The sequence below is a fragment of the Salegentibacter sp. UBA1130 genome (genome assembly GCF_002311535.1).
Taxonomy (GTDB): Bacteria; Bacteroidota; Bacteroidia; order Flavobacteriales; family Flavobacteriaceae; genus Salegentibacter; species Salegentibacter agarivorans.
Genome location: NZ_DCAP01000027.1, coordinates 7,301 through 32,046 on the forward strand (window position 1 = coordinate 7,301; position 24,746 = coordinate 32,046).

Annotated in this window: 18 protein-coding genes and 1 tRNA gene; 13 read left to right on the plus strand and 6 right to left on the minus strand. The window is 36.8% G+C overall.

Annotated features, from left to right (window positions below):
• Positions 1-522 precede the first annotated feature (522 nt).
• The 4 genes from B4F31_RS10190 to B4F31_RS10205 form a co-directional block, all read right to left on the minus strand.
• Entirely contained in the window at positions 523-2,124 is a 1,602-nt protein-coding gene (locus B4F31_RS10190; RefSeq protein WP_286761255.1) for a PepSY-associated TM helix domain-containing protein, read from the minus strand.
• An 11-nt stretch (positions 2,125-2,135) separates the two neighbouring features.
• Positions 2,136-2,435: a hypothetical protein gene (locus tag B4F31_RS10195; RefSeq protein ID WP_349675925.1), complete on the minus strand. Its 300-nt coding sequence runs from the start codon at positions 2,433-2,435 to the stop codon at positions 2,136-2,138.
• Positions 2,436-2,859: 424 nt separating this feature from the next.
• Entirely contained in the window at positions 2,860-4,101 is a 1,242-nt protein-coding gene (locus B4F31_RS10200) for a DUF4374 domain-containing protein (protein ID WP_286761256.1), read from the minus strand.
• 30 nt (positions 4,102-4,131) lie between these two features.
• Positions 4,132-6,498 carry a TonB-dependent receptor gene (locus B4F31_RS10205; protein ID WP_286761257.1) on the minus strand — a complete coding sequence of 789 codons (2,367 nt, stop codon included), beginning with the start codon at positions 6,496-6,498 and terminating at the stop codon, positions 4,132-4,134.
• 244 nt (positions 6,499-6,742) lie between these two features.
• Here B4F31_RS10205 and B4F31_RS10210 point away from each other — a divergent pair, with 244 nt between their 5' ends.
• From B4F31_RS10210 to B4F31_RS10240, 7 genes are all read left to right on the plus strand, one after another.
• Positions 6,743-7,474, plus strand: coding sequence for a DUF4198 domain-containing protein (locus tag B4F31_RS10210; RefSeq protein ID WP_286761258.1), 732 nt, complete (start codon positions 6,743-6,745; stop codon positions 7,472-7,474).
• Between the two features lie 224 nt (positions 7,475-7,698).
• On the plus strand, positions 7,699-8,283 hold the full coding sequence (locus B4F31_RS10215) for an RNA polymerase sigma factor (RefSeq protein WP_286761259.1): 585 nt from the start codon (positions 7,699-7,701) through the stop codon (positions 8,281-8,283).
• Positions 8,284-8,374: 91 nt separating this feature from the next.
• On the plus strand, positions 8,375-9,316 hold the full coding sequence (locus tag B4F31_RS10220) for a FecR family protein (protein ID WP_286761260.1): 942 nt from the start codon (positions 8,375-8,377) through the stop codon (positions 9,314-9,316).
• 91 nt (positions 9,317-9,407) lie between these two features.
• Positions 9,408-12,851 (plus strand): SusC/RagA family TonB-linked outer membrane protein, encoded by a 3,444-nt coding sequence (locus tag B4F31_RS10225; RefSeq protein ID WP_286761261.1) that lies wholly within the window; start codon positions 9,408-9,410, stop codon positions 12,849-12,851.
• Between the two features lie 10 nt (positions 12,852-12,861).
• Positions 12,862-14,295, plus strand: coding sequence for a SusD/RagB family nutrient-binding outer membrane lipoprotein (locus B4F31_RS10230; RefSeq protein ID WP_286761262.1), 1,434 nt, complete (start codon positions 12,862-12,864; stop codon positions 14,293-14,295).
• A 20-nt stretch (positions 14,296-14,315) separates the two neighbouring features.
• Positions 14,316-15,893: a calcineurin-like phosphoesterase C-terminal domain-containing protein gene (locus tag B4F31_RS10235; RefSeq protein ID WP_286761263.1), complete on the plus strand. Its 1,578-nt coding sequence runs from the start codon at positions 14,316-14,318 to the stop codon at positions 15,891-15,893.
• Between the two features lie 86 nt (positions 15,894-15,979).
• On the plus strand, positions 15,980-16,897 hold the full coding sequence (locus B4F31_RS10240; protein ID WP_286761264.1) for a glycerophosphodiester phosphodiesterase family protein: 918 nt from the start codon (positions 15,980-15,982) through the stop codon (positions 16,895-16,897).
• Positions 16,898-16,928: 31 nt separating this feature from the next.
• Here the strand turns inward: B4F31_RS10240 and B4F31_RS10245 are convergent, their stop codons facing one another.
• Positions 16,929-18,161: a site-specific integrase gene (locus B4F31_RS10245; RefSeq protein ID WP_286761265.1), complete on the minus strand. Its 1,233-nt coding sequence runs from the start codon at positions 18,159-18,161 to the stop codon at positions 16,929-16,931.
• A gap of 236 nt (positions 18,162-18,397) precedes the next feature.
• Positions 18,398-18,479: transfer RNA gene (locus B4F31_RS10250), tRNA-Leu, on the minus strand.
• A gap of 150 nt (positions 18,480-18,629) precedes the next feature.
• Between B4F31_RS10250 and B4F31_RS10255 the strand changes: the two genes are divergently transcribed.
• From B4F31_RS10255 to B4F31_RS10280, 6 genes are all read left to right on the plus strand, one after another.
• Entirely contained in the window at positions 18,630-19,571 is a 942-nt protein-coding gene (locus B4F31_RS10255) for a ribose-phosphate pyrophosphokinase (RefSeq protein WP_075325536.1), read from the plus strand.
• 137 nt (positions 19,572-19,708) lie between these two features.
• Entirely contained in the window at positions 19,709-20,365 is a 657-nt protein-coding gene (locus tag B4F31_RS10260) for a 50S ribosomal protein L25/general stress protein Ctc (RefSeq protein ID WP_075325537.1), read from the plus strand.
• Between the two features lie 185 nt (positions 20,366-20,550).
• Positions 20,551-21,180 carry an aminoacyl-tRNA hydrolase gene (gene pth / locus B4F31_RS10265; protein WP_057482765.1) on the plus strand — a complete coding sequence of 210 codons (630 nt, stop codon included), beginning with the start codon at positions 20,551-20,553 and terminating at the stop codon, positions 21,178-21,180.
• 7 nt (positions 21,181-21,187) lie between these two features.
• Entirely contained in the window at positions 21,188-22,126 is a 939-nt protein-coding gene (locus B4F31_RS10270; protein WP_093306139.1) for a bifunctional riboflavin kinase/FAD synthetase, read from the plus strand.
• Complete coding sequence (locus B4F31_RS10275) at positions 22,116-23,435, plus strand: HTTM domain-containing protein (RefSeq protein ID WP_286761266.1); 1,320 nt, start codon at positions 22,116-22,118, stop codon at positions 23,433-23,435. Before B4F31_RS10270 ends, B4F31_RS10275 begins: the two co-directional genes overlap by 11 nt.
• A 59-nt stretch (positions 23,436-23,494) precedes the next feature.
• Positions 23,495-24,718, plus strand: coding sequence for an alpha/beta hydrolase-fold protein (locus B4F31_RS10280; protein ID WP_286761267.1), 1,224 nt, complete (start codon positions 23,495-23,497; stop codon positions 24,716-24,718).
• Positions 24,719-24,746: the final 28 nt, after the last annotated feature.

Here is a 24,746-nt window from a genome sequence, read left to right on the forward strand (position 1 = left end):
ATTTTTCACGGAAAAATGTTTTCAGCCCAGTGATACCGGTGATTTTTTCACGGAAAAGTTTAATTAACAGTGCCATTCACAACTTTTATCTGCACTCCGCAAAAGCTTAGTTTCAATAAAAGAGGTTCATTATAAATGGTCTTGGACACGAGCCAAAAAGCTTTGAAGGTGAATAGGTAAATTTGATTCTCTAGTTTAAGCTTTTTAACTCAAGTCCGCTTGATAGTAACTGAAATTTACCGATCAGGATTTCAATGTTTTTTAGTCTTCTTATACCGCATTACTTTTTGCTGCTAAAGAACAAGCTTTGAAATTAATCGGAGTGCATAAAGCGCTTTGCTATTTATAACTCCTATATAATTTCAAAACTTGAAATTGAATGGCATCAAAAGGTAATGCGATGGCGCTGGAAGAAGTAAATTGAATATAGCTGAATAACCAACTCATCCTGATCTACAACTGTTTTTCAGTTCGACGGCAAAAGGAAAATGCTTAAGATGAAAAAAGTAAATTTTTATAATTTTAAGCTGGTCTCAAACTACGTTTCTTCTTTATTCTCAAAACAGCAATAAAAGCGGTAATCGAAAGCAATACCCAAAATATATCTATAACAAAAATTTGGGTGTAGCCTTTTGAAAGAGAAACCCAGATCCAGTTTCCGGTCATTATGCCATTGGCAATAGGAACCAGGATGCCGAAAAAGCTTCCTAATATTAAACAGAATTTATTAGTAAAGTAGTTATCGTGTTTTATAGTAAATAAGACACTTAATACTAACCAGCCCCAAAAAAACACCTCGTAAATAAGATCCTTTCGTAAACCACCAGTAGTAGCCACATAACTCTCTCCATAAACTTTCATTACGATGAAAATAATGGCAGTTATGGGTAATAAACTTAGGCAAACAGAGGTGTAAATAGTAACAAGCCAGTTATTAAATTTTCTCTTCCTTTTTGAAACACTTTTTTTGTTTCTGGCAACCAGCCATATATAAACTCCGGAAAGAATTACAAAGCAGGTGACAAAGCCTAGAACTAAATAAATTAGCTTGAGTCCGTATCCGCCATAATCTCCATAATGCAGACGGCGCAAAAGGTTGAACGTTCCCCTGGAATAGGAGGTGGGTTCATTGATAGATCTTTCAGCGATAAGTCGAGCATCTGCTATTCGATAGATTTGTGAGGCCTGGTCCAGCAAGCTTTCATCATAGCCTGGGGAACCACTTAACTTCACATACATATGCTCATCACCATAATTTACAATCTTAAGCTCGCTCAGTTTAAGATCGGGCCATTTTTTTAGCGACTTTTCTGCAAAATAATTAATCGAAAAATCTTCCTTTATAGGGTTATAGGTGAACTCCAAATCATCCACCTTTTCTTCCAGGTTTAGGATTTTGGCCACTTCACGAGGCTCATCCGGGAATAGATATTTTTCTACCGGAGGGAGCATCACAGAATAACCGATCATTAAATAACAGCCCGTAACCGCAAAAATAAACTGATATGGAAGCCCTATCATTCCCAGGGCCACATGGGCATCTGTCCAAATGGTTTTCCATTTGGCCCCTGGTCGAAATGTGTAAAAACTGGAGAAGATCTTTTTCCAATGTACCAGCACACCAGTTATTATGGCAAAAAGAAAAAAGAAAGCAACTAATCCCGAGAGCAAATAGCCGGATCTGCCAAAAAAATTAAGCTGGGCAAAAAAATGTAAGCGATAAAAAAATTCGCCGAGAGAATAATTGGACTGGTAATCTTTTTTCTCAAAGGATTCCATATCCATAAAAAAATAATTGGAAAGCCTTCCTCTGTTTTGGTCTATAATGGTGGAATCTTTTGAAGGGGTCACGGAAACGTTAACTTCACGTTCGAAATAGCGATGAGAAAAGGTGATGTCTCTTCCATAAAGGTTTTGCCCTTCTTCTAACTTTTCTAAAGATTCATCAAAATCAATAGTGTTGAAGTAATTTTCTTCAATTGGTTTATTATGTTCCCAGGCACTTATTTCGTCTCTTAAAAAGGCAATGGAGCCGGTAAAAAAAATTATATATAAGAGCGCACTTATAATTATACCGCTTATAGTATGGGTATGAAACAGGATATTGTAAATTCTATTGGACATTTTAAAGGAACTTAAGGAATTAAGTAAATAAGAAGGGCGAAAAATGCAGTGAGCAAAAGGTATAACCCCCAGATTTTAAAGCCATTCTTTGCTAAAAAAGCGATTACAAGTAAAGCCGCCCATAAAATAAAGCCTGCAAATTGTAGGGTAATGAGTGATCCGGCATCTTTATAGATCTGGATAAAGAACATAAAAAAACTCTGGGTGAGGATGTAACCACCAATAAAACCTGCCGTAATTTTTAAAATACGTTGCCAGGGAGAGGAAAAATATTTCTTATTTGCCGGCATAATAGGAGAGGTAAAGTTCAATAATTAATATTAGCAATACTAAAATGCTCCAAAAACTTACAGATAGAATTTTTAAAGGCATAAGGATTATACTTAGACTTGCCACTAGGCTTAAGATCATTAAAAATGATAGTAAACCCACTATCCATCCGAAATGTAAAAGTAAAATGCACAGGCCCAAAGACATTAGCAGAACCCCTAAATAGTTGGCCTTCCTGGGTTGATTTTTTAACCATTTTTGAATTGAATAGTATACGCTGAATTTTGCTTTCTTTGAGCTGTGATAACAGGAAAGAAAACCTAAAAGCGTCAGTAAAAGTGCTAGTGAGATCATCTGTGATTTTCAATTGTAATTTTCCAGGGTACAGTGAGGTTAGGCGTATGCACGAAATTAAACGTTTCGACCCGAAAGCCGAAACGTCAAAGGCTTCATCAAACAATTTATTTATTCTTCACTCACAGGATCAAGCTTGCTGATTGCCGTTATATTGCCACCCTGTACTTCTAATCCCCGGCTTGCAGTAGCATTGTCAACATTAATATTATAAACATAACTGCTTTCGGAAGTGGTTATGCCCACATGTACAGTTCCATCGGCGTCCACGTAGTTATTGCTGGTTACATTTTGTATATCTGTTATCTCAGGAGTTCCTTCTATCCAGTCAAAAGTTTTATCATAAACATTAATTACAGCCAGGTTGGTACCCACGCTATAAGGAGCTTTTTCTTCCCGCATCATCACCACATAATCTCCGTTTCCAGCGTAAATATGATTGGTTGCATAATAGCCTCCGGAAGCTTCTTCAAGATCAAAAAAGTAAGTATCATCAAATTCTGTTTCCCCACTCTTTATCCTGGTAACTGCTGATGGTTTTGTTGAGGTCATTGTTCCGTTGGAAGAGGCAACAGAAGAGGAAAAAGCATAAACATCACCCACCTCATCTACACTAAGTCCGCTGGTAAAATAACGTCCAATAAAACTTGTCCTGTCATCATTTATAATTTTTTCCAGTTCCATTTCGGGGTAAGAATAAACCGCAATCCAGGCTTGATCAGGGTAATCGGTCCCGAAGGTATTATTACAACAAGCTTGAATACTGAAAAAGGGAGCAAAAACTTTATCGCCTACCTGGGTCATCCAACTAAAAAATGCTTGTTCCCCTTCAGGGGCGAGAGCAGCTGTGTTAATTTCTCCTTCTCCTACAAACTGGCTGGTCTCCGTGTCTAAGCGATACCAGCTTGCCACCGGCGATTCACTGCTTCTGGAAACCCGGGTCATAATAACTTCATCTCCAACATTGGTGAAAGTATGTACTGTTTCTGACTGGAAATCTGATAACTTATCTAATGCTCCGTTTTCATTTAATTGGTAAGTGGTTACAGCCCCTGGATTTCCCTGGCCGTAAAGCAGGCTAAAGAACTTATTATTATTGGTGATATAATAGCGGTATGTGCCGTCTTGTTCTACGCCGTTTCCTGCCGTACTTATACTCCCTTCGGAGATGCTCTCGGCTGTAAGTAAATAGTCTGCGACTCCTTCTGAAGCTATCGGAGTAGCTGCAATAATATATTTATCTGTAGCGGTTTCCTCTCCGCCTCCGGGAATATTGGTGTCGTCTTCACTGCAGCTTGCACTAATTAATACTAAGGCTAAAATTGCGAGATGATAAAAATTGAACTTTTTCATATTGATTATTATTTTGGTATTAGGAATTGATTAAAATGAATATCTTATTTTACCGGTGTAGTTCCTGCCGGGCTTTTGTAGACTAAAGTTGTCGTATAAATTGGCATCTGCCAGGTTCCTTGCCTCCAGGGTAAATTGAAAGTTGTTCTTTTTCCCAAAGCTGTAAGTCAGACTTAGGTCATGTGCAATTTGTTCCGGTACCTCTAATTTCGTGCTGCCTAAACTGGGCCAGTATAAATAAAAGGAATGGACATATAATAGGTTATAACCAAAACTCACGCGATTTTTAGAGTTAAAAGGACTATCGAAAGTATAGGTGGCATCAGCATTTCCGTATAAATAAGGGATGTTTGGAATTCTATCCCTGTAGACAATGCTTTCCCGGGTTTGACCACTTTCAAACCGGGTGTTATTTCTCAGGTTCTGATAGGTTAAATTTGCTCCGGCAGACAATTTATCTTTATAAGAATAGCGTGCTTCGGCTTCTAATCCCAGGTTGGTCACATCTGCGAGGTTATCCATTACCTGGAAAACCTGATTTTGATTAAGCCTTGGTCTTATAAAGTCCTTGGCATCGCGATAAAATCCATTTCCATTTAAATTGACCTGGTGATTCTTTCGAATTCTAAAGAAATATCCTGCACCGAAATTATAGTTATAACTTGTTTCAGGTCTTAAGCTGTTATTGCCTTGCAATAACACACCACCATCTCCAAATAGTTCATTAGGCTCCGGCAAGCGAAAACTTTTTTCAAAAGATGCTTTTAGTTGGAAATTATCGGTTAGAAAGTAGGTTGCCGCTGCACCATAACCGAGATCATTAAACGTATTTCTTTTGGGGCGGTAAGCTACCGTGCCGTATTCTGAACCAACAGGCCTGTAAGCTTCTTCAAAAGTAGTAACCTGGTTGTAATTCTTTAAAAAGGTGGTTATACTCCAATTCTCTTTCTCAAAAGTATAGCCAATACCGGCAATGTTTTTGGTAGTCTTTTGTGGCTGGCTATAGATTTGTGCTTCCTCTGACAGCAGATTTTCTCTTTTCCTGTCAAATGTGGTATAAACATTACTGGCCGCAAGTTTATGGGTATCATTAATTGTATAGTTGATATTAGCATTTGCAATTCCGTTGTTATTCTGAAATTCTAAATGAGTGTAGTTTAATTCTCCTCCCGGACTGTCATATTCAATAAACTCCCCAAACCAATTATAACGACGGTTTACTGTATCTATAACTTCTTCTTTCCCAAAATTATAGTTCGCATTTAAAGTGAGATCCAATCCCTCGGTAAATAGATCTTCTTTTTGATATTTTAGGCTAGGCATTAAAATATTTCCTCTTCTGTGCCTGTTGCCATATACACTTACCTGCCTTGCGCCAGTTTGAATTTCATTATAATTTTGTCCCGCTGTAAAACCAAGCAATAATTTATCAGCATAAGATTTATTAACCACCCCTATATTTCCAATGATAGTTTCATTGTGATATTCATCATTAAAACGTTGAACTTCCTGGTTCGGAAAATATTCACCAGTTTCCAGATCGGCTACATCAACATCTATATTGTAGTCATTGTCGGAATAGTTCTGAAATGCGTTTATTCTGGCGGTAAATCCTGATTCTGCAGTATATATAGCGTTGATATTACTACGGTGAGTATTAAAAGATCCATAGGAGTAAGAGACATCTAAGTGATTACCAAAATCGCTTTTTGTAACAATATTGATAGCACCTCCAAGAGCATCCGCACCTAACCCGACAGGAACCACACCTTTATAGACTTCAATTCGTTCGGCCAGGTTAATAGGAATATTGTTTAGCTGAAAAGAAGATCCAAAATTTTCCATTGGAATTCCATCTATAAAAACTTTGACCTGATTACCCCGGAAACCGTTCATTGAAAGCTGCATATCTGAACCCACACCACCGCTTTCTCTTACCCGTATTCCTGAAACGCGATCCAGGGCATGGCCGATATCCAAAGAAGTATGATGCAGTTTTTTTGCATCTACTACATCTACATTATAGGCCAGGGCCTCTATTTGCTGAATCCTGCTTTTTGCGGAAAGATTTACTTCCTCCAGGGCGGTGGCCGATGCTTCAAGCTCTATCTCAAAAAAGCTATTATTTTCTTTAATTACTCTTGTCTGAGAAATATATCCAACAAAGGAGATCTTAAGATTGAGCTTGCTTTTGGTAGGTGTGCTAAGTGAAAAATAACCTTGTGGATTAGTAGTGGTTCCCCTGGAAATTTCAGGAATCCAGATGGTCACCCCAAGTAAGGGCTCACCATTTATGTCGGTTATTCTTCCTTCAATTTGCTGCTGCTCCTGGGCGGATAAAAGCCCGCTTATAAACAGGCATAGCAATAAAATCTCTCGCAAATTCGTATATTGCATTGCTTTTTAATTGTAAGAGGTTAAAGAGTAATCACGGAGTCATACAGTTACCGCTGTATGGCTCTTTTTTGTTTTAAACCACGCTAAAATTATTAAGACTGGTTCTAAACTAAGGCAAATGTAATTATTTTTCCGAAGTGATAAAGGGAATCTACATTTTTATTTAAATTAAGTCTAAATAAGTTTTATAATTCAAATCCTTATTCTATGTTTGTGTTATCAATAATCGTTCTAAATAATTAAAATGAAAAAAATTACAATTTTTCTTTTTGCCTTATTAATACAGGCTACTGCTTCCGCTCATTATTTATGGGTAGAAACAGCCCCGGTTGCTAAACTTAACGAGGCTCATATAGTAAAAGTGAAATATGGTGAGTATACCTATGGAGCAATTGAGACGGTAGGTAATGATGCATTTAATAGTGTGAAGAATTTTAAGCTTTGGTTGGTTTCTCCAAGTGGGAAGAAAACAGAACTTAAAACAACACCTGAACAAAATTTTTATAAGGCAAGTTTTATTCCAACCGAGGAAGGAAGTTATACCCTTGCTTTAGATAATAATGATATTCAGGTTTTGGATTATACGGAATATGATTTTGGAATTTTTAAACCTCAATATCACGCAAAGGCACGTGTTACAGTCGGAGGAAATGCTGAATCAATTGCAATAACAAACCAGGGGGGTATTGAAATTATAAACTTAAGTGATAAGATTGCAAGCCATAACAGTAAAGTAAAATTAAAAGTTCTTTTTCAAGGTGAAATATTGGAAGATCAGGAGGTTGTGATCTATGTAAGTGACCGATGTTCAAAGAAAATGATCACTGATGAAAAAGGAGAGATAAGTTTTGAGCTTCCCTGGAATAATACACTTTATACCGTAGAAACTACCTTTAACGAAAATATTCCCGGAACATATAATGGGGATGATTATGATTTTATATGGCATTGCGCTACTTACGCCATTGCCCTATAAGTACCTTGTGTTAATTTAGTTCTTGAGTCCTGAAAATCCCCGCCCTGTGTGGGGATTTTTGTTTTTGGATTAGTAGTCTATTTCAAATTGAAGATATTTCTTTGTTGTTTGAATTAATACCCGTTAAAAAATTACTATAAATACTCTTTTTATAACCTAAGCTTAAAATTTAGAAAACGCTGAACTTACATTAAAAACCTTCTTTTGGGAAAGCCTAAATTTTAATGCAAACCAAAGAAACTCTTTTATCAGACCAGCAATTATTAGCAAAGTTGAGAAATGGGAATGAAACCGTTTTTCCTTTGGTATTTGACAGGTATTGGAAAAGACTCTATTCTTATGCCTTTAAGATCTATAGAGATGATAAGGTTTGTGAAGATATCGTACAGGAAATTTTTATTAGTCTTTGGGAGAAAGCTTCAGAGTCTCAAATTCTAAACCTTGAGGCCTATTTATTAAGGTCGGTAAAGTACCGCGTTGCTAACCATATTAGAAGTTTAAAATTTTCTAGTAGCCAGGAAGAGATCCTCGAAAGTATTCCTTACCCTTCAAATTCAGTGCTTAGTTTAGAATACCAGGAATTTGAAAATGAAATTCTCTCCAAGGTTAAACAATTGCCTCCCAGGTGTCGGGAAATTTTTGTTCTTAGCCGCTTCGATAATTATAGTAATTCAGAGATTGCCCACAAACTCAATATTTCTATTCGTACAGTAGAGAAACAAATAAGCAATGCTCTTTCTTATCTCAAAACTAATATAGAAGACACTTATTTCCCCTTACTTGTTACCACAATGTTGCTTCAAGGTTAATCATTGAACCTTAATATTAAGAGTTCTTTAAGAAGTAAAATCATAGTACGTGTTTGCCCTGCAAAATGTGACTTATAGTTAAAAGCAGGTTTTGAATAAACACGAACTTATTTATTTAGCAGAAAAGTATGCCGCCAAAAAAGCGAACTCACAAGAAAGGCTGGCGGTAGATATTTTTTTAAGAAAAGTGCAGGAACAGGGTACTCATCCTTTTGTAAATCTTGATGAAGAAAAACGCAATAAACTATTTAGTAAAATAGAAGATAAAATACAGTTTAAAAAAAGCGAAGAGAAGAAATACTGGAAGAGAATTATTGCATCTGCAGCTGTTCTTTTTTTGTTGCTGGGAACTGTCTTATTGAGTCTTATAATTGAAAATGATATAACCCAGGTTGCGTCCAAAGGTGAAAAGAGGGAAATTGAGCTTAACGACGGCAGTAAGATTTTCCTTAATTCTGGCTCTACAATAACTTACCCTGAAAATTTCAAGGAAGATCGAAGAATCACGCTTGAAGGGGAAGCATTTTTCAAAGTAGCTCCAAATCCTGAAAAGCCTTTCCGAATTAAGTCTGGAACTATTGAAACCAAAGTTTTAGGCACCTCATTTAATATTAACGCTTACGCCAAAGGAAGGGAAAAGATAAGTGTTAACTCCGGAATCGTACAAGTTACTTATGGGAATAATTCTTCCCAAAAAGTTACACTGACTAAAAATATGCAACTCAGCTTTTTCGAAGATAACCTGCCTGCGATCACAGAAATGAATAGCGATAACTATAATGCGTGGACCAATAATATTATCGTACTAGATAAAACTAGTCTGGGAGAAACCGCTAAAATTCTAGAGAACTGGTATGACGTTGATATTGAGTTTGCCGATCCCAGCTTAAAAGAACTTACTATTTCAGGAAAGTTTAAAGAGGAGAAGCTTGAAACTGTCTTACAAAGTATAGCGCTAATTAAAGACTTAGAAGTAGTTTATAAAAACCCTAAAAGTATAATTATAAGAGAACAACAAGAAAAATTTAATTGAATTAGCCACAAAAAACAGACCCGTTTCTGCTGCAACAGAAACGGGCAATTTAAAAATTAGACTACAAATATTAATCTATAGCCAAATTGTAATGAATACTAAACTACAATTTTTTCTAAATTATTTAACCAAAACCCTACTGATTTCTATGGTAGGTTTGTTCTTAATACCAAGTGAGGCAATGGCCAGCACAGTAGGTAACAACGATACTCCAATTAGCATTGAAGTAGAAAATGCCTCTATTACCGAAGTTTTTTCTACCATAGAAGCTAAAACCGGTTTCACCTTTGTTTTCGATGAAAGCATAAGTCGGTCACAACACAGCTTTACCTTTCAGTTTACTAATGAAAAGTTAGAAAGGATATTTCAGCAAATATCGGCCAAAACGGGTTTTCAATTCAAAAAGATAAATCATACCATTAGCGTGGTAAAGCCAGATGAGCCTCAATTAACAGCTAGTGGAAAGGTATTCGATACTGATGGGTTACCTCTTCCCGGAGCAACCGTAGTAGAGGTTGGAACCTCTAATGGAACTACCACAGATTTTGATGGGAATTTTAATTTAAAAGTTGGTCAATTTCCGGTTAAGCTGGAGGTTACCTTTATGGGTTTTAATGACCAGGTGATAACGCTTCAAAATTCAGAGCCGGTTCAGGTAGTGCTCTCCGAAAATGCTAATGCACTTAATGAAGTAGTGGTAACTGCTTTGGGGATAAAAAGAGAAGAAAAAAGGTTAGGGTTTTCGCAGGAAACAGTAGAAGCTGAGAACCTATCTCAAACGGTACCTAATAACTGGTCTGCAGGTTTAAAAGGAAAAGTTTCTGGTTTGAAAATTGTTTCTACGGGGTCCGGGCCTATTAATTCTCAACAGATCACTCTGCGTGGGAATAATTCACTTAATCCTAACGGGAACTATGCGCTCATCGTGGTAGACGGGGTGCCAATTAATACCGAAATGACTACTTCCGGATCGTCCAATGCTTACATGGGTGGCGACTCTCCTGTAGATTTTGGAAATGGGATTTCAGACCTTAATCTTGAAGATATCGAGAGTGTTTCAGTTTTAAAAGGAGCTGGTGCTACAGCCCTTTACGGTAGCCGTGCTGCAAATGGCGCTTTGATTATTACTACAAAATCTGGTGCTAATCAAAAAGGTCTTGGAATTTCATATAATACCAGTACTACTTTTGATATAATTCAACGTTGGCCAGATTTTCAATATGAATACGGGCAGGGCACAGGGAAATCTTTTAACGATGCCGGCGAGCCTTATTACTCTTACGGAGGTTCAGATGATGGTAACAGCACAGGGGGTACCAGTAGTGCCTGGGGACCTCGTTTTGAAGGGCAGTATTATTATCAATATGATCCGGAAGTTGGTGGACAGTCTGAAGAGCGCCAACTGTGGAGGCCTTATAAGGATAACCGCAAAGACTATTGGCGAACTGGTTTTACCACTAACAATAATATAACGTTGCAAGGTGGAGATAAAAATGGTTCTATGCGTGCATCCGTGGGTCATCAACTTAATGAGTGGATTATGCCGAATACCGGCTTTGAGCGTATTACCGCTTCAGTTAATGCCCGGTACAAAGTTTCTAAGAATATTGAAGTAGGTTCTACACTAAATTACAATAACAGGAGTAGCGATAACCTTCCTGGAACCGGGTACAATAATGGATCTATCGCATATTTCATGATCTTTCAGAATCCTAATGTTAACCTGGATTGGTTACGTCCAATTTGGCAGGAAGGCCAGGAGAACCTTGAGCAGATTCAGCCTTTTAGTTCTTATATAGATAATCCTTATTTAATAGCTTATGAAGCGACGAATTCCTTGGCAAGTAATCAATTGGTAGGTAATATCTTTTCTAATATTCAATTAACGCCCAAGCTAAATTTAATGTTGAGAACTTCTTTGAACACTTATCATCAGGATAGGGAGCAGAAAAGACCATACAGTATTAACAGGTATGCCCGTGGTTATTTTAAAACCCAGGATGTTTGGAAACAGGAAGTGAATTCTGATTTTTTATTGACCTATGAAGATGAAATTAGTAAAGATCTATCATTTTCAGTTTCAGGTGGTGGAAATGCGATGGATTATAAGTATCGCCGAACCGATGCCGCTGTAGATGGTTTGGTAGTACCAAATGTATATAAACTGGCGAACGGAATTAATAATCCAATTGTCAACACTTACGACCGTAATAAGAAAATAAACAGTTTGTATGGTTTGGCTTCATTTTCATTTAGGGATATGGTATTCTTAGATGTGACCGGCCGTAACGATTGGTCTAGTACACTACCCACCCAGAATAACTCGTTTTTTTATCCTTCAGCAAATACCAGTATAATTCTTTCTGAAATCTTTAATTTTTCAGGTCCGGTAGATTATTTAAAATACCGATTCTCATTTGCCGAAGTTGGAAATGATACAGATCCTTACAAAACTAGTAAGTATTACAGCCAGAATGCTTTTCCAAGTTCAGCAGTAGCCCCAACGAACCTTTATAATTCTAATTTTAAGCCAGAAATAACTACCAGTTATGAAACGGGTATTGAAGCCAGGCTTTTCGCTAATAGGATCAATCTTGATGCTACAGTTTATCAAACTTCTACAAAAAACCAGATTATCTCCGTGCCCTTAGATATTACAACCGGGTATAGTTCTGGAGTATTAAATTCAGGAGAGGTTAGAAACCGTGGAATTGAATTAGCTGTAAATGCTAAAATTATCAATAACGATAAATTTAAATGGAGCACTAATCTTACCTGGGCCAGAAACTGGAATAAAGTATTGGAGCTAGCCGATGGTATAGATGGGCAACAAGAAATCGGTACCGGTGGGCAGGCTAGAATTATCGCTAAAGTTGGTGGTACGGCGACTTCAATCTATGGTGCCGGATTTGTACGCTCACCAGAGGGTGAAATAGTCTATGATAATGGTGGCTTACCAGCCTACCCAGATGATATTATGTACATAGGTGATGCCAGCCCGGATTGGCGTGCAGGATTACAAAATAACTTTAGCTATGGTAATTTTGGTCTAAATGTCCTGCTTGATGGTCAGTATGGTGGAATTATTTACTCTCAAACCCACCATAAGATGGTTCAGCAAGGTAAACTCAAATCTACTTTTAGAGGAAGGGAAGAAGGTGTGATTGTTGGCGAAGGTGTGGTTTTAAATGAAGACGGTTCCTATTCTCCAAATACTACGGAAGCTATTACACCAGACTGGTATAACCGTTATTACAGAAGGGCTAATGTGGAATCTAATTCTTTTGATGCTTCTTACCTGAAGCTTAGAGAAGTTAGTTTACAATATAATTTTCCGAAGAGATGGTTTGAAAATAATACGATCCAGGATATAAGCCTTTCTCTATTTGGAAGAAACCTTGCTGTAATTTCAGATTTCCCAATTTATGATCCTGAAACTGCAGCATTAAACGGAGATACTATTCTACCGGGTGTAGAGATGGGCCAAATGCCATCCCCGGCAACTTACGGATTTAATTTACAAGTGAATTTATAAAAAAATGAAGATGAAAAGTATAAAATCATTCAGTGTAATTGTTATAGCTAGCTTTTTGCTATTTGCCTGTACTTCTAATTTTGAAGAGATAAACGAAGATCCCAACCGTATTGCTGAGATAAGTCCTGGGACGCTTATCAACCCGATTATTTACGGCCTTGCTACGCATAATGCTAATAGGAGTGCCAGCATCACTTTTGATCTGATGCAGGTTTCGCTTCCGTTTCCCAGTGTATCTGGAGGCTTACACCGTTATGACGTAAGTCCAAATATTGGAAATTCTTCCTGGTATAATTACTACCGATGGTTAAATAATATCAGTGAAATGCGAATCGCGGCAGAAGAAGCAGGAGATGTGAATTATGAAGCTATTGCGCTTACTTTGAATGCCTGGGTGTATTCAAATCTTACCGATATTTTTGGTCCGGTTCCAATGACGGAGGCTGTAAAGGGAGAAGAAGGAAATCTTTACCCGGCTTTCGATGCTCAATCTTTTATTTATGAAACTATCCTGGCCGATCTTGAACGTGCCAATGAACTTTATAACCCTGAAGCTGCAATGGTCTATGCTGAGGATATCTTATTTCAAAATGATGTGAGTAAATGGCAAAAGTTTACCAATTCTTTGCGTATGAGACTACTCTTAAGGATTTCCAACCGGGAAGAAATTGGCGCTTTTCAGCAATTGACTGCTATGATCAATAATCCTGAAACCTATCCGGTTTTTGAAAATACCGAAGAATCTGCTATTCTACAAGTTACAGGTGTCACTCCCAATGTGTCTCCTTGGGGAAGACCGCAGGATTTTAGGTTAAGTGTAAACCTAACAGAATTTTTTATAGATAATCTAAATGAACTGGAAGACCCAAGGCGCCCTATAATTGCAACTATGGCTAGTGATTTAGATAATAATCCAATTGGTTATAAAGGAATTCCTAGTGCGTATGCCGGCCCGGAATCTCAGTTTGAATTTAATGCTTCTACTTTCAACATTGAACAGGTTGAAAACCCTATGCAAATATTCTTACTTACCTATGCTGAGGTGGAATTTATTAAAGCCGAGATTGCCCAGAGAGGATATACAGGAGATGCAGAAACCCATTATTTAAATGGTGTTAATGCCGCTATGGAGCAAATGGAAACTCAAGTGCCCGAGGATTATTATGATACAGAACTGGCACAATATGACGGCAGTTTGGAAAGAATTATGCTGCAAAAATATTATGCACTTTATTTTACCGATTATCAGCAGTGGTTCGAGTATAGAAGAACCGGTTTCCCAGAACTTCCTAAAACCGAAGCTATGCTCAATGATGCGATGATGCCTGTTAGATTTACTTATCCACAAGACATTCAGGTAAATAACCGGGAAAATTATCTGGAGGCTGTAGATATGCTAGGAGGTAGCGATAATATCAATACCAAAGTTTGGTGGGACAATTAAAAATGAAAGGATTTATAAATATGAAAATAGGATTTGTACTAACAGTAAGCTTTTTATTAGGTTTAAACCTTATAGCGCAAGAAAAATCCACAGGCTATGTTTTTGAAGATAGCAACCAAAATGGTAAAAAAGATGGTCGGGAAAAAGGAATAGCAAAGGTGGCCCTCTCCAATGGTCGTGATGTGGTGTTGACCAATGCTAAAGGGAAATATGAATTGTTGGTCGGACAGGATGATATCATTTCAGTAATTAAACCTGCAGGCTTTAAAGTTGGTAGGGGTGAAGATAACCTTCCTCAGTTTTTTTATATCCATAAACCCAAAGGTTCACCTGATTTAAAATTTAAGGGTGTTGAGGTGACAGGGAAATTGCCCAAGTCAGTTGATTTTGCTTTAATTCCATTTCAGGAAAAGGAGAAATTTACAGCGCTTATTTTTGGAGATCCACAGCCTTATACTCAACAGGAAGTCGATTATTTTGCAGATGGTATCGTAGCAGAGGTAGAAGGTATAGAGAATGTACCTTTCGGATTAAGTCTCGGTGATTTGGTAGGTAATGATCTTGATCTTTTTAATCCTTATATAAAAGCTGTCAAGCGGGTAGGTACACCCTGGTATAATTTACTGGGAAACCACGATATCAATTTCGATGTGGAAAACGATACACTTTCTGATGAAACTTATGAAGCACATTTTGGCCCGGCCAATTATGCTTTTAACTATGGAAAGGTACATTTTCTTGTTTTAGATGATGTCTTGTATCCAGATCCTCGGGATGGTAAAGGTTATTGGGGAGGTTTTAGAGAGGACCAGTTTCAATTTATAGAAAATGACTTAAAGAATGTGCCTAAAGACCATTTAGTAGTTCTTGCTATGCATATTCCCTTAAGTGAACCAGATGGTGTAGATACTTTCAGAGATGAAGACAGGAAAAGGCTTTTTGAACTTTTAAAAGACTTTCCTAACACCCTTTCGCTTTCAGCCCATACGCATATACAACGCCAGGATTTCTTTGGAAAGGAAGAGGGATGGATGCAGGCTGAACCACACCATCATTATAATGTTGGTACAACTTCGGGTGACTGGTATTCAGGAAAATTAGATGAAAATAATATTCCGATTTCAACAATGAGAGATGGAACTCCTAAAGGTTATGCGTTTTTAAATTTCAATGGAAACGAGTATAGCATAGATTATAAGGTTGCAGGTAAACCAGCCAACTATCAAATGGAAGTTTTTGCGCCTAAGGTAGTTGCTAAGGGCAGAAGAACTAAAGCAGGAATTTTTGTGAATTTCTTTATGGGAACCGAGGGTAATAAAGTTCTATATAGAATTGATAATGGGGAATGGAAGGACATGCAGTATATGGAAGAATATGATCCGTCTTATGTAGAAATGGTTTATGAATGGGACCTAACCGAAGAACTAATGCCGGGTAGGAGGTCTTCAAATCCTATTAAAAGTGAACATTTGTGGCGCGGAAATATTCCAACAGATCTTGAGACCGGGAAACATACCATAGAAATAAAAGCTACTGATATGTTCGGTAAAGTACATATGGCAAGCGACAGCTATCGCATTGCAAAACCTATTAAATAGTTGAGTTTTAATTCCAGTGTTTAGTTTGTAAGGCCTGCCCACAGTTCTCTATTTTTACGGGTGGGCCTTTTTTTAAAGTCATGAATATGAAAATTATAAAAACGGTATTGTTTTCCTTCCTTTTGATTAGCCTGTCTTGTAAAAATAAACAGGAAGAAGGAGCGAAAATTCAGAAAAATGAAGAAGAGCTCCAGGTAAAGGTGCAGGGCCATCGTGGTGATAGGGGCAATTTTCCCGAAAACACTATTCCCGCCTTTATCAGCGCGGTAAAAAAGGGCGTTGATGTTATTGAACTGGATGTGGTTATTTCTAAAGATAAAAAAGTAGTGGTGTCTCACGAGCCATTTATGCATTCACTTTATGTCCTGACCCCTTCAGGAGATAGTATTTCCGAAGACAAACAAGAAAGCTTTAATATTTACAAGATGCCTTACGATAGCATTAAAAAGTTTGATTCGGGCTCTAAAGGGAATCGATTATTTCCAAATCAGCAAAAACAAAAAACCTACAAGCCTTTACTATCGGGAGCTATAGATTCTGTAGAAACTTATATAGCAGAAAATAATTTGAAGCCTGTGAGCTATAATATTGAATTAAAAAGTTCAGAAGATAAATATGGTAATTATCAACCAGCCCCGGAAGAATTCGTGAATCTTGTGATGGAAGTAATCCAAACTAAGAATATTGAGCAGAAGATGAATTTACAATCTTTTGATGTGAACATTTTAAATGAAATTCATAAAAGTTATCCTGAAGTGGAAACTGCCTATTTAATATATACTGAGGGCATCGAAAAAAATCTGGCTTTACTCGATTTCCAGCCAGAAATCTATAGCCCACATTATGGATTGGTAAAAGACACTGCTTTTGTTGATTCTATTAAAAGTATGGAAATGAAATTAATTCCGTGGACAGTAAATGAGCCCAAAGCCATTAAAAAAATGATTGAACTAAATGTAGATGGAATTATTACCGATTACCCGGAACGAATTATTGAAAATTGAAAATTGAAGTCAGTTGTGTGAAGAAAATTAGCTATTTAAGCTTACTTTTATTTTCACTAGCCGCCATTCGGTTTTTTAAATTATTCATATCCTCGCTTAATTTTTCATCTAATACTTTTGCGTAGTGTTGAGTAATTTTTATAGATCTATGCCCAAGCATTTTGCTTACGCTTTCTATTGGTACTCCATTTGAAAGGGTTACGGTGGTGGCAAAGGTATGCCTGGCAACATGAAATGTTAGTTTTTTTTGAATTTCACATAAATCAGCTATTTCTTTTAAATAACTATTCGTTTTTTGGTTTGATAGTACCGGTAACAAAGTTCCTTTAGGATTATCAAAGTCCTCATATTTTTTAATAAGCTCTTCCGGCACTGTTAAAAGAGGAACGCTGCTTAAGGATTTGGTTTTTGTTCTTTTAAACTTTAACCATTGGCTGCCATCAATTCCTTTAATAATGTTCTGTTTAGTTAGCTTTTTAATATCGGAATAAGAACACCCAGTATAACAAGAAAACAGAAATGCATCCCTAACTTGTTCCATTCTTTGGATGGTAAAAGTTTTTTCCATTATTCTAATGATTTCCTCTTTAGTCAAGAACTCTCGGTCAATAACCTGACGCTTTTGCTTGAAATTATAAAAAGGATCCTTTTCCAGCCATCCATTAGCAACTGCAATTCGAACAATTTTTTTCAAATAGGCTAGATATTTTAATGCCGAATTATGAGAATGGTTAAGTTCTGTTTTGAGATAATACATAAAACTATTGATGAATTTAATGTCAATATCCTTTACACGAAAATCATCGGCTTTATAACTAGATGATATAAAGTTGGTTAAATGTTTTTTTGTGGTCTTGTAGCGTTGCAGTGTTCTAAAGGAATAATCTTTATCAACCAGTTTTTCCATTCTTAGGTTATGATCCTCGAAGATTTTGAGAATTTCTTTTTTTGAATCGTCGTTACCTATAAAAACATCTTTTAATATAGTTGCTGTAATATTTTCTTCTGAACTCTGAAGTTTTTGAAATATACTATACAACCGATTTTTCATAATATCCAGATGCCTGTTTATTGATTTAGCTTCACTCGAGTGACCTTTAAAACAATTGGCTTTAGCATTCCATTTGTTTAGTTCTACTTTTCTCATGGTACTAACTTCAGCTCTTTTCCCATCATAGGTAATTCTCATGTAGATAGGTACTTTTCCTTGTTTGTCAGTTTTAGTTCTCTTGATATAGAAGAGAATTGATAATAAGTTCTGCATAATGATATATTTTGAATGATAAATCTAAAGAAAAAAATCCAAAAAATATAGCTGTAAAAACCATTATATCAACATGTTAAAGGGTATTCGGTGACCTATTTTTGAAATTCAAAAAGGTCACCTAATTGGACACTTTTAATACCTATTCAAATGATATTATTTGATATCAATAAAAAAGAAAAACCCCGTAAACAGTGCAGTTTACGGGGTTTTGATTGAATTTGATATGTTAAAAGTACTCGAGGCGGGAATCGAACCCGCACAACCGAAGTTACTGGATTTTGAATCCAGCGCGTCTACCAGTTCCGCCACTCGAGCAAGTGGATGGCAAAAGTAAAAAATTTTTCCCATCCCCAAATGTTTTTTTTCCAATTTTAAAGTTTCAGTCTAAACATATTCGTGAGGTGTGAAAGGAATTAATTTCTAAATTTGCAGCACAACAAACAACATTCATAAAAACAACACAACATGCCCAACGTAATTCCAGAGGCTAAGATTTTTTCCTGTACCCAGAGTAAAGCTTTAGCTGAAAAAATAGCGGCCGCTTACGGCACCAAATTAGGAAATGTAATTACTTCAACTTATAGCGATGGCGAGTTTCAGCCTTCTTTTGAAGAATCGGTTCGCGGTTCGCGAGTTTTTATTATTGGTTCTACCCACCCGGGCGCAGACCACTTAATGGAGATGCTTTTAATGCTTGATGCTGCAAAAAGAGCTTCGGCGAGACATATTACCGCGGTGCTTCCATATTTTGGTTGGGCACGTCAGGATAGAAAAGACAAACCCAGAGTCCCAATTGCTGCCAAAATGATTGCCAGTATCCTGGAAACCGCAGGAGCCACCAGAATTATAACTATGGATTTGCACGCCGATCAAATTCAGGGATTTTTCGAAAAGCCCGTAGATCACCTTTACGCTTCCACAGTTTTTCTTCCGCATTTAAAGAAATTGGGATTAGATAATTTAACAGTTGCATCGCCAGATATGGGGGGGTCTAAACGAGCTTATGCATACTCTAAAGCATTGGAGAGCGATGTGGTAATATGTTACAAACAAAGAGCAAAAGCCAATGTGATCTCGCACATGGAGCTTATTGGTAACGTAGAAGGTAAAAATGTGGTTTTGGTAGACGATATGGTAGATACTGCCGGAACACTTACTAAAGCTGCCGATTTAATGATGGAACGCGGGGCAAAAAGTGTGCGAGCTATTTGTACCCACCCGGTACTTTCTGGCGGAGCTTATGAAAAGATTGAAAAATCAAAACTAATGGAATTAATTGTGACCGATTCTATTCCGCTAAAGCAAGAAAGTAAAAAAATTAAGGTTGTAAGCTGTGCCAATCTTTTTGCCGATGTTATGAATAGGGTTCATAACAATGAATCTATTAGTTCTAAATTTATTATGTAATCAAACCCTTTATTCATAGTTAATATTCAGTTTTTTAGCTTCAATTCTCAATTATAATTTTCTTTTTAAAGAATTTTAAGTCAGGGTTTTATAGAAAGGAAAAAAGCGCTACTTTTGCAGCCTAAAATTTTTCAACAATGAAATCAATTACGATCAACGGATCTAAAAGAGAAAGCGTAGGAAAGAAAGCCACGAAGGCCCTACGTAATGCTGGACAGGTTCCTTGCGTATTATACGGGGGAGATGCCAAGCCGTTGCACTTTGCAACAGAAGAAATTTCGTTTAACAACCTTGTGTACACCCCAGATGTGCATACAGTGGAAATTAAGTTTGAAGACGGCGAGAAGTTTAACGCTATTCTTCAGGATATCCAATTCCACCCGGTTACCGATGCTATATTGCACGTAGATTTCTACCAGATTAGTGATGATAAACCAATCACTATGGAAATTCCTATCCATACCGAAGGTGTTGCGAGAGGGGTTAAAAATGGTGGTGTTTTACGTTATAACCTACGTCGTTTAAAAGTAAGAGGTTTGGCTAACGAATTGCCAGATTATATTACTGCAGATGTAACCAAACTTAAAATTGGTCAAAAACTTTATGTTACTGCAGTTGCAGACGAGTCTTACGAGATTCAGCATCCAGATAACACAGTAATTTGCCAGGTTAGAACTTCACGTAACATTGTTGCCCTTGAGGACGACGAAGATGAAGACGAAGTACCAGCAGATGAAGTACCATCTACTGAAACAGATGATGTTGCTGCAGTTAAAGAAGGAGAAGATAATTAATCTTTTCTTTTTTCAACAAAAATTTAAAAGCATCCCAAATGGGGTGCTTTTTTTGTTTTAAAAGTTTTTCAAAATCAACCTTAACAAACTACCTGGGAAGCCAGTTCAGCATTTAAATCTGGATTATCGGGTAAAAACTTTTAGTTAGATATTCTAATAATTTTATCTTTACCAAAACAATTGTTATGCTGTCTTTCTTCGGAAAAATACTCAGTAAGAAAAAGCCCCAGGAAGAAGAACAAGATCCCATGAAGAAATTTTTGATCGTAGGTCTGGGAAATCCAGGTCCTAAGTATGAGAACACCCGTCACAATATTGGATTCAAAATCTTAGATTATATAGCCGAAAAGGAAGAGGTGAGTTTTTCTACAGAAAAATTAGGAGATATAGCTACATTTAAGTTTAAAGGCCGAACCTTTATAATGCTAAAACCTTCAACTTATATGAATTTAAGCGGGAAGGCTGTTAACTACTGGCTTCAAAAAGAGAAAATTGAATTACAGAATTTATTGGTGATTACAGATGATCTAAATTTAGCATTTGGTACTATTCGGCTAAAAACCAAAGGTAGTGATGGTGGTCATAATGGCTTAAAAGACATTCAAAACACCTTAAACACCACGAAATATAATAGGTTTAGATTCGGGATTAGTGACGAGTTTTCTAAAGGTCAGCAGGTAGATTATGTTTTAGGAGAATGGGGAGAAGAAGAGCGAAAGGAATTGCCAGAACGTTTACAGAAATCAGCCGAATTGGTAAAATCTTTTGGCACTGCAGGCGTTTCAAATACTATGAATTCATTTAACGGAAAATAAGTTGGCCTTGAAAATACATAAAGGAGCAAATGCTTTTAAAGGTGAAAAACAAACCGTAGTCACCATCGGTACTTTTGACGGGGTTCACGCCGGGCATCAAAAAATTATAAAACGGCTGGTAGATGCCGCTAAAATTGAAAACCTTGAATCTGTTATCTTTACTTTTTTTCCGCATCCAAGAATGGTTCTGCAAAAAGAAAGCGGGTTAAAACTTATAAATACCATAGAAGAACGTACCGAAATCCTTGAAAAAACAGGGATAGATCATTTGGTGGTGCATCCTTTTACCCAACAATTTTCAAGACTTACCGCGCAGGAATTTGTTCGTGATATTCTGGTAAATCGTTTAAAAGCAAAAAAAGTAATTATTGGTTACGATCATCGTTTTGGTAGAAATCGTACCGCAGATATAAATACCTTAAAACAGTTTGGTGAAGAATATGGTTTTGATGTAGAAGAGATCACCAAGCAAGAAGTAGATCAGGTAGCAGTAAGTTCTACAAAAATTAGAAATGCACTTCTAGAAGGCCGGGTAGAAAAGGCCAATAGTTATATGCAATCTCCTTTTTGCTTAACTGGAAAGGTGGTAAAAGGCCGTGGATTGGGAAAAGAATTTAATTATCCTACCGCTAATTTAAATATTGCAGAAGATTATAAGTTAATTCCAAAAAACGGGGTGTATGTTGTGTGTTCTAAAATTGAAGGAGAACGCTTTTTTGGGATGATGAATATTGGCACTAATCCCACTGTGGGAGGAAAAGACCAAACCATAGAAACTTATTTCTTTAACCTGGACCGGGATCTTTATGGCACCGAGCTAAAAATAGAAATGCTGGTAAGGATTCGCGATGAGAAAAAATTTGATTCTGTAAATGCTTTAAAAATCGCAATGAAACAGGACGAAGCTTTCTCAAGGCAATATATTAGAGACAATTATGCTCAATAAATGGCTTTTTAAGCAGGTAGATAATTCGGCGCTTATTGCTTTCCGAATTATTTTTGGCTTGCTTATTACCATTGAAGCCATCGGTGCAATTTTCACCGGTTGGATTCGCAGAACTCTCATTGAGCCCGACTTTACTTTTAATTTTATAGGTTTTGAATTCCTGCAACCGCTGCCAGGAAACGGAATGTTATATTACTACGGAATTTTAGGGCTGTTCGGTATTTTTGTAATGCTGGGCTTTAAATATCGTTTCAGTATTTTTTGCTACACCATTATGTGGGCGGGAGTTTACCTAATGCAGAAATCTTCTTATAATAATCATTATTATTTATTGATGCTTTTATGCGGAATAATGGTTTTTCTTCCCGCACACCGCTATTTATCTTTTGATGCCTGGAAAAAACCCTCGTTAAAAAAAATTGCCATGCCACGATGGGTTTGGCTTTTTATCGTACTACAGTTATGGATAGTTTATACTTACGCTTCAATTGCAAAATTATATCCAGATTGGCTTGATGGTACTTTGCCGGCTATGCTAATGCGTGGAAAAGCCGATTACTGGCTGGTGGGAGAATTTCTTCAGCAGGGATGGGTTAGGTATGTAATAACTTATTTCGGCTTAATCTTCGATTTATTAATTATCCCGGCGCTCTTATGGAAACCAACAAGAATGCCGGCTTTTATCCTTGCCATTTTCTTTCATCTTTTTAATAGTTTTATTTTTCATATTGGGATCTTTCCTTACTTATCGTTGGCTTTTTGCCTGTTCTTTTTTCCTTCAGAAAAGAGCAATAAGTATATACTTCGGAATAAAAAACCTTATTATAATAAAGGAGAAATTATTATTCCCTCGTATAGAAAACCATTAATTACAGTGCTTTCTATTTGGTTTGTAGTTCAAATCGCTTTACCGCTTAGGCATTGGTTTTTTCAGGATAATGTGTTATGGACAGAAGAAGGCCACCGTTTGAGTTGGAGAATGATGCTGCGCTCCCGCTCTGGAAAAACCACTTTTAAAGTGGTAGAGAAAGGAAAAAGAGACACGATTTATGTGAATAAAGCACGCTATTTAAGCCGAAAACAAATTCGTTCGGTAAGTGCTAAACCTGATATGATGTGGCAGTTTGCGCAGCATCTTAAGTCAGATTATGCTGAAAAAGGAAAAGAGGTACAAGTGTTTGTAAAATCTAAGATAAGTATCAACGGACGTCCTTATGAGCCGTTTATTGATCCAAAAGTAGATCTCGCTGCAGAAGAATGGCAGCATTTTAAACACCACGATTGGATTTTACCTTCAAAATTAGATTGAGGATTTGTAGGATTTTTCTCATTTGAATTAATAACTTAGATGAGTTTAAAAATCAAACGATGAAATTTAAATTATTACTAGTCTTAATTTTATTTAATTTTTCAGTTTACGCTCAACAGAAAATTCAAATAGGAGAAACGCGAAGCTTTCATTCAGAAATATTAGATGAAAATAGAAAGCTGCAAATCTATTTGCCCGAAAGTTACATAAAGGGAGAAAAAACCTATCCGGTGTTATATCTCCAGGATAGTTATTACAACTTTACGCACGCGGTGGGAACAGTAGAATATCTTGTTCTTAATCAACTTATTCCTGAAATGATTATTGTTGGAATATTAAATACCCGGCGAATTCGGGATCTTACTCCTGCATCTCACGGGTTAAGCGAATATCACATGAATAGATTACCTAATCGCGGGGGAGCCGATAATTATCTCAATTTTATGGAGAAAGAATTAAAACCTTTTGTAGAAGAAAACTATCGCGCGGCTCCCTATAATATTTTAGTAGGACATTCCTTGGGCGGACTTCTTAATACTTATTGTTTCTTCAAAAAACCCAATCTTTTTAATGCCTACCTAACTATTAGTCCGAGTTTATGGTATACCAATAACTTATTAGATAAAGAATTAGATGAGGTAATCAAAGATAATCAGGAGATAGATTCTAAGTTTTATTTGACTATAGCCAACGAAGGAGGAACAATGTTGGGGAATGTATATAAGCTTGCTGGAAAACTTGAATCTTATATTTCAGAAGATAAAGAAGTTGATCTAAAATTTAAATTTGAGCCTATGTTTGAGCAAACTCACGGTAGTATTGGATTGCCATCAATTTTTAACGGACTGCAATTTATTTTCGAGGATTTGGAATATGAATTACCGGACAATAAAGAAGTGATTTTCGCAGAAAATGGGTTGCAGAAAATGATTGAAGAAATCCAGGATCACTATGCTAAACTGTGCAGGGAATATGGTTTCAGAATTAGTGATGAGGGGGCTATGAACAATTTGGGATACAATTTCTTTAATAAGGAAGGTTTTGCGGATGCGGCTGTGAAGGTCTTCAAATTAAATTCTGACAATCATCCCGATTCATTTAATGCCTATTCGAACTTGGGAGCGGCGTACGAGAAAGCTGGAAACATTGAGGAAGCTAGAAAATATTATGAGAAAGCATTGAAAATGGTGAAAGCCACCGGTGATCCCGAATGGGAATTTTACCAAAACGATCTTGATGATCTAAATGCACAAGAAAAAAAGGAAAGTTTAAATGCAGATTAGCTTTAAGCCTTAAGTGAATTTCTTTTCT

Bases quoted from the DNA above. Each gene is read 5' to 3' on its own strand.
- B4F31_RS10190 (WP_286761255.1), bottom strand. From the start codon at position 2,124: ATGTCCAATAGAATTTACAATATCCTGTTTCATACCCATACTATAAGC.
- B4F31_RS10200 (WP_286761256.1), bottom strand. From the start codon at position 4,101: ATGAAAAAGTTCAATTTTTATCATCTCGCAATTTTAGCCTTAGTATTA.
- B4F31_RS10205 (WP_286761257.1), bottom strand. From the start codon at position 6,498: ATGCAATATACGAATTTGCGAGAGATTTTATTGCTATGCCTGTTTATA.
- B4F31_RS10210 (WP_286761258.1), top strand. From the start codon at position 6,743: ATGAAAAAAATTACAATTTTTCTTTTTGCCTTATTAATACAGGCTACT.
- B4F31_RS10215 (WP_286761259.1), top strand. From the start codon at position 7,699: ATGCAAACCAAAGAAACTCTTTTATCAGACCAGCAATTATTAGCAAAG.
- B4F31_RS10225 (WP_286761261.1), top strand. From the start codon at position 9,408: ATGAATACTAAACTACAATTTTTTCTAAATTATTTAACCAAAACCCTA.
- B4F31_RS10230 (WP_286761262.1), top strand. From the start codon at position 12,862: ATGAAAAGTATAAAATCATTCAGTGTAATTGTTATAGCTAGCTTTTTG.
- B4F31_RS10235 (WP_286761263.1), top strand. From the start codon at position 14,316: ATGAAAATAGGATTTGTACTAACAGTAAGCTTTTTATTAGGTTTAAAC.
- B4F31_RS10240 (WP_286761264.1), top strand. From the start codon at position 15,980: ATGAAAATTATAAAAACGGTATTGTTTTCCTTCCTTTTGATTAGCCTG.
- B4F31_RS10245 (WP_286761265.1), bottom strand. From the start codon at position 18,161: ATGCAGAACTTATTATCAATTCTCTTCTATATCAAGAGAACTAAAACT.
- B4F31_RS10255 (WP_075325536.1), top strand. From the start codon at position 18,630: ATGCCCAACGTAATTCCAGAGGCTAAGATTTTTTCCTGTACCCAGAGT.
- B4F31_RS10260 (WP_075325537.1), top strand. From the start codon at position 19,709: ATGAAATCAATTACGATCAACGGATCTAAAAGAGAAAGCGTAGGAAAG.
- pth (WP_057482765.1), top strand. From the start codon at position 20,551: ATGCTGTCTTTCTTCGGAAAAATACTCAGTAAGAAAAAGCCCCAGGAA.
- B4F31_RS10275 (WP_286761266.1), top strand. From the start codon at position 22,116: ATGCTCAATAAATGGCTTTTTAAGCAGGTAGATAATTCGGCGCTTATT.
- B4F31_RS10280 (WP_286761267.1), top strand. From the start codon at position 23,495: ATGAAATTTAAATTATTACTAGTCTTAATTTTATTTAATTTTTCAGTT.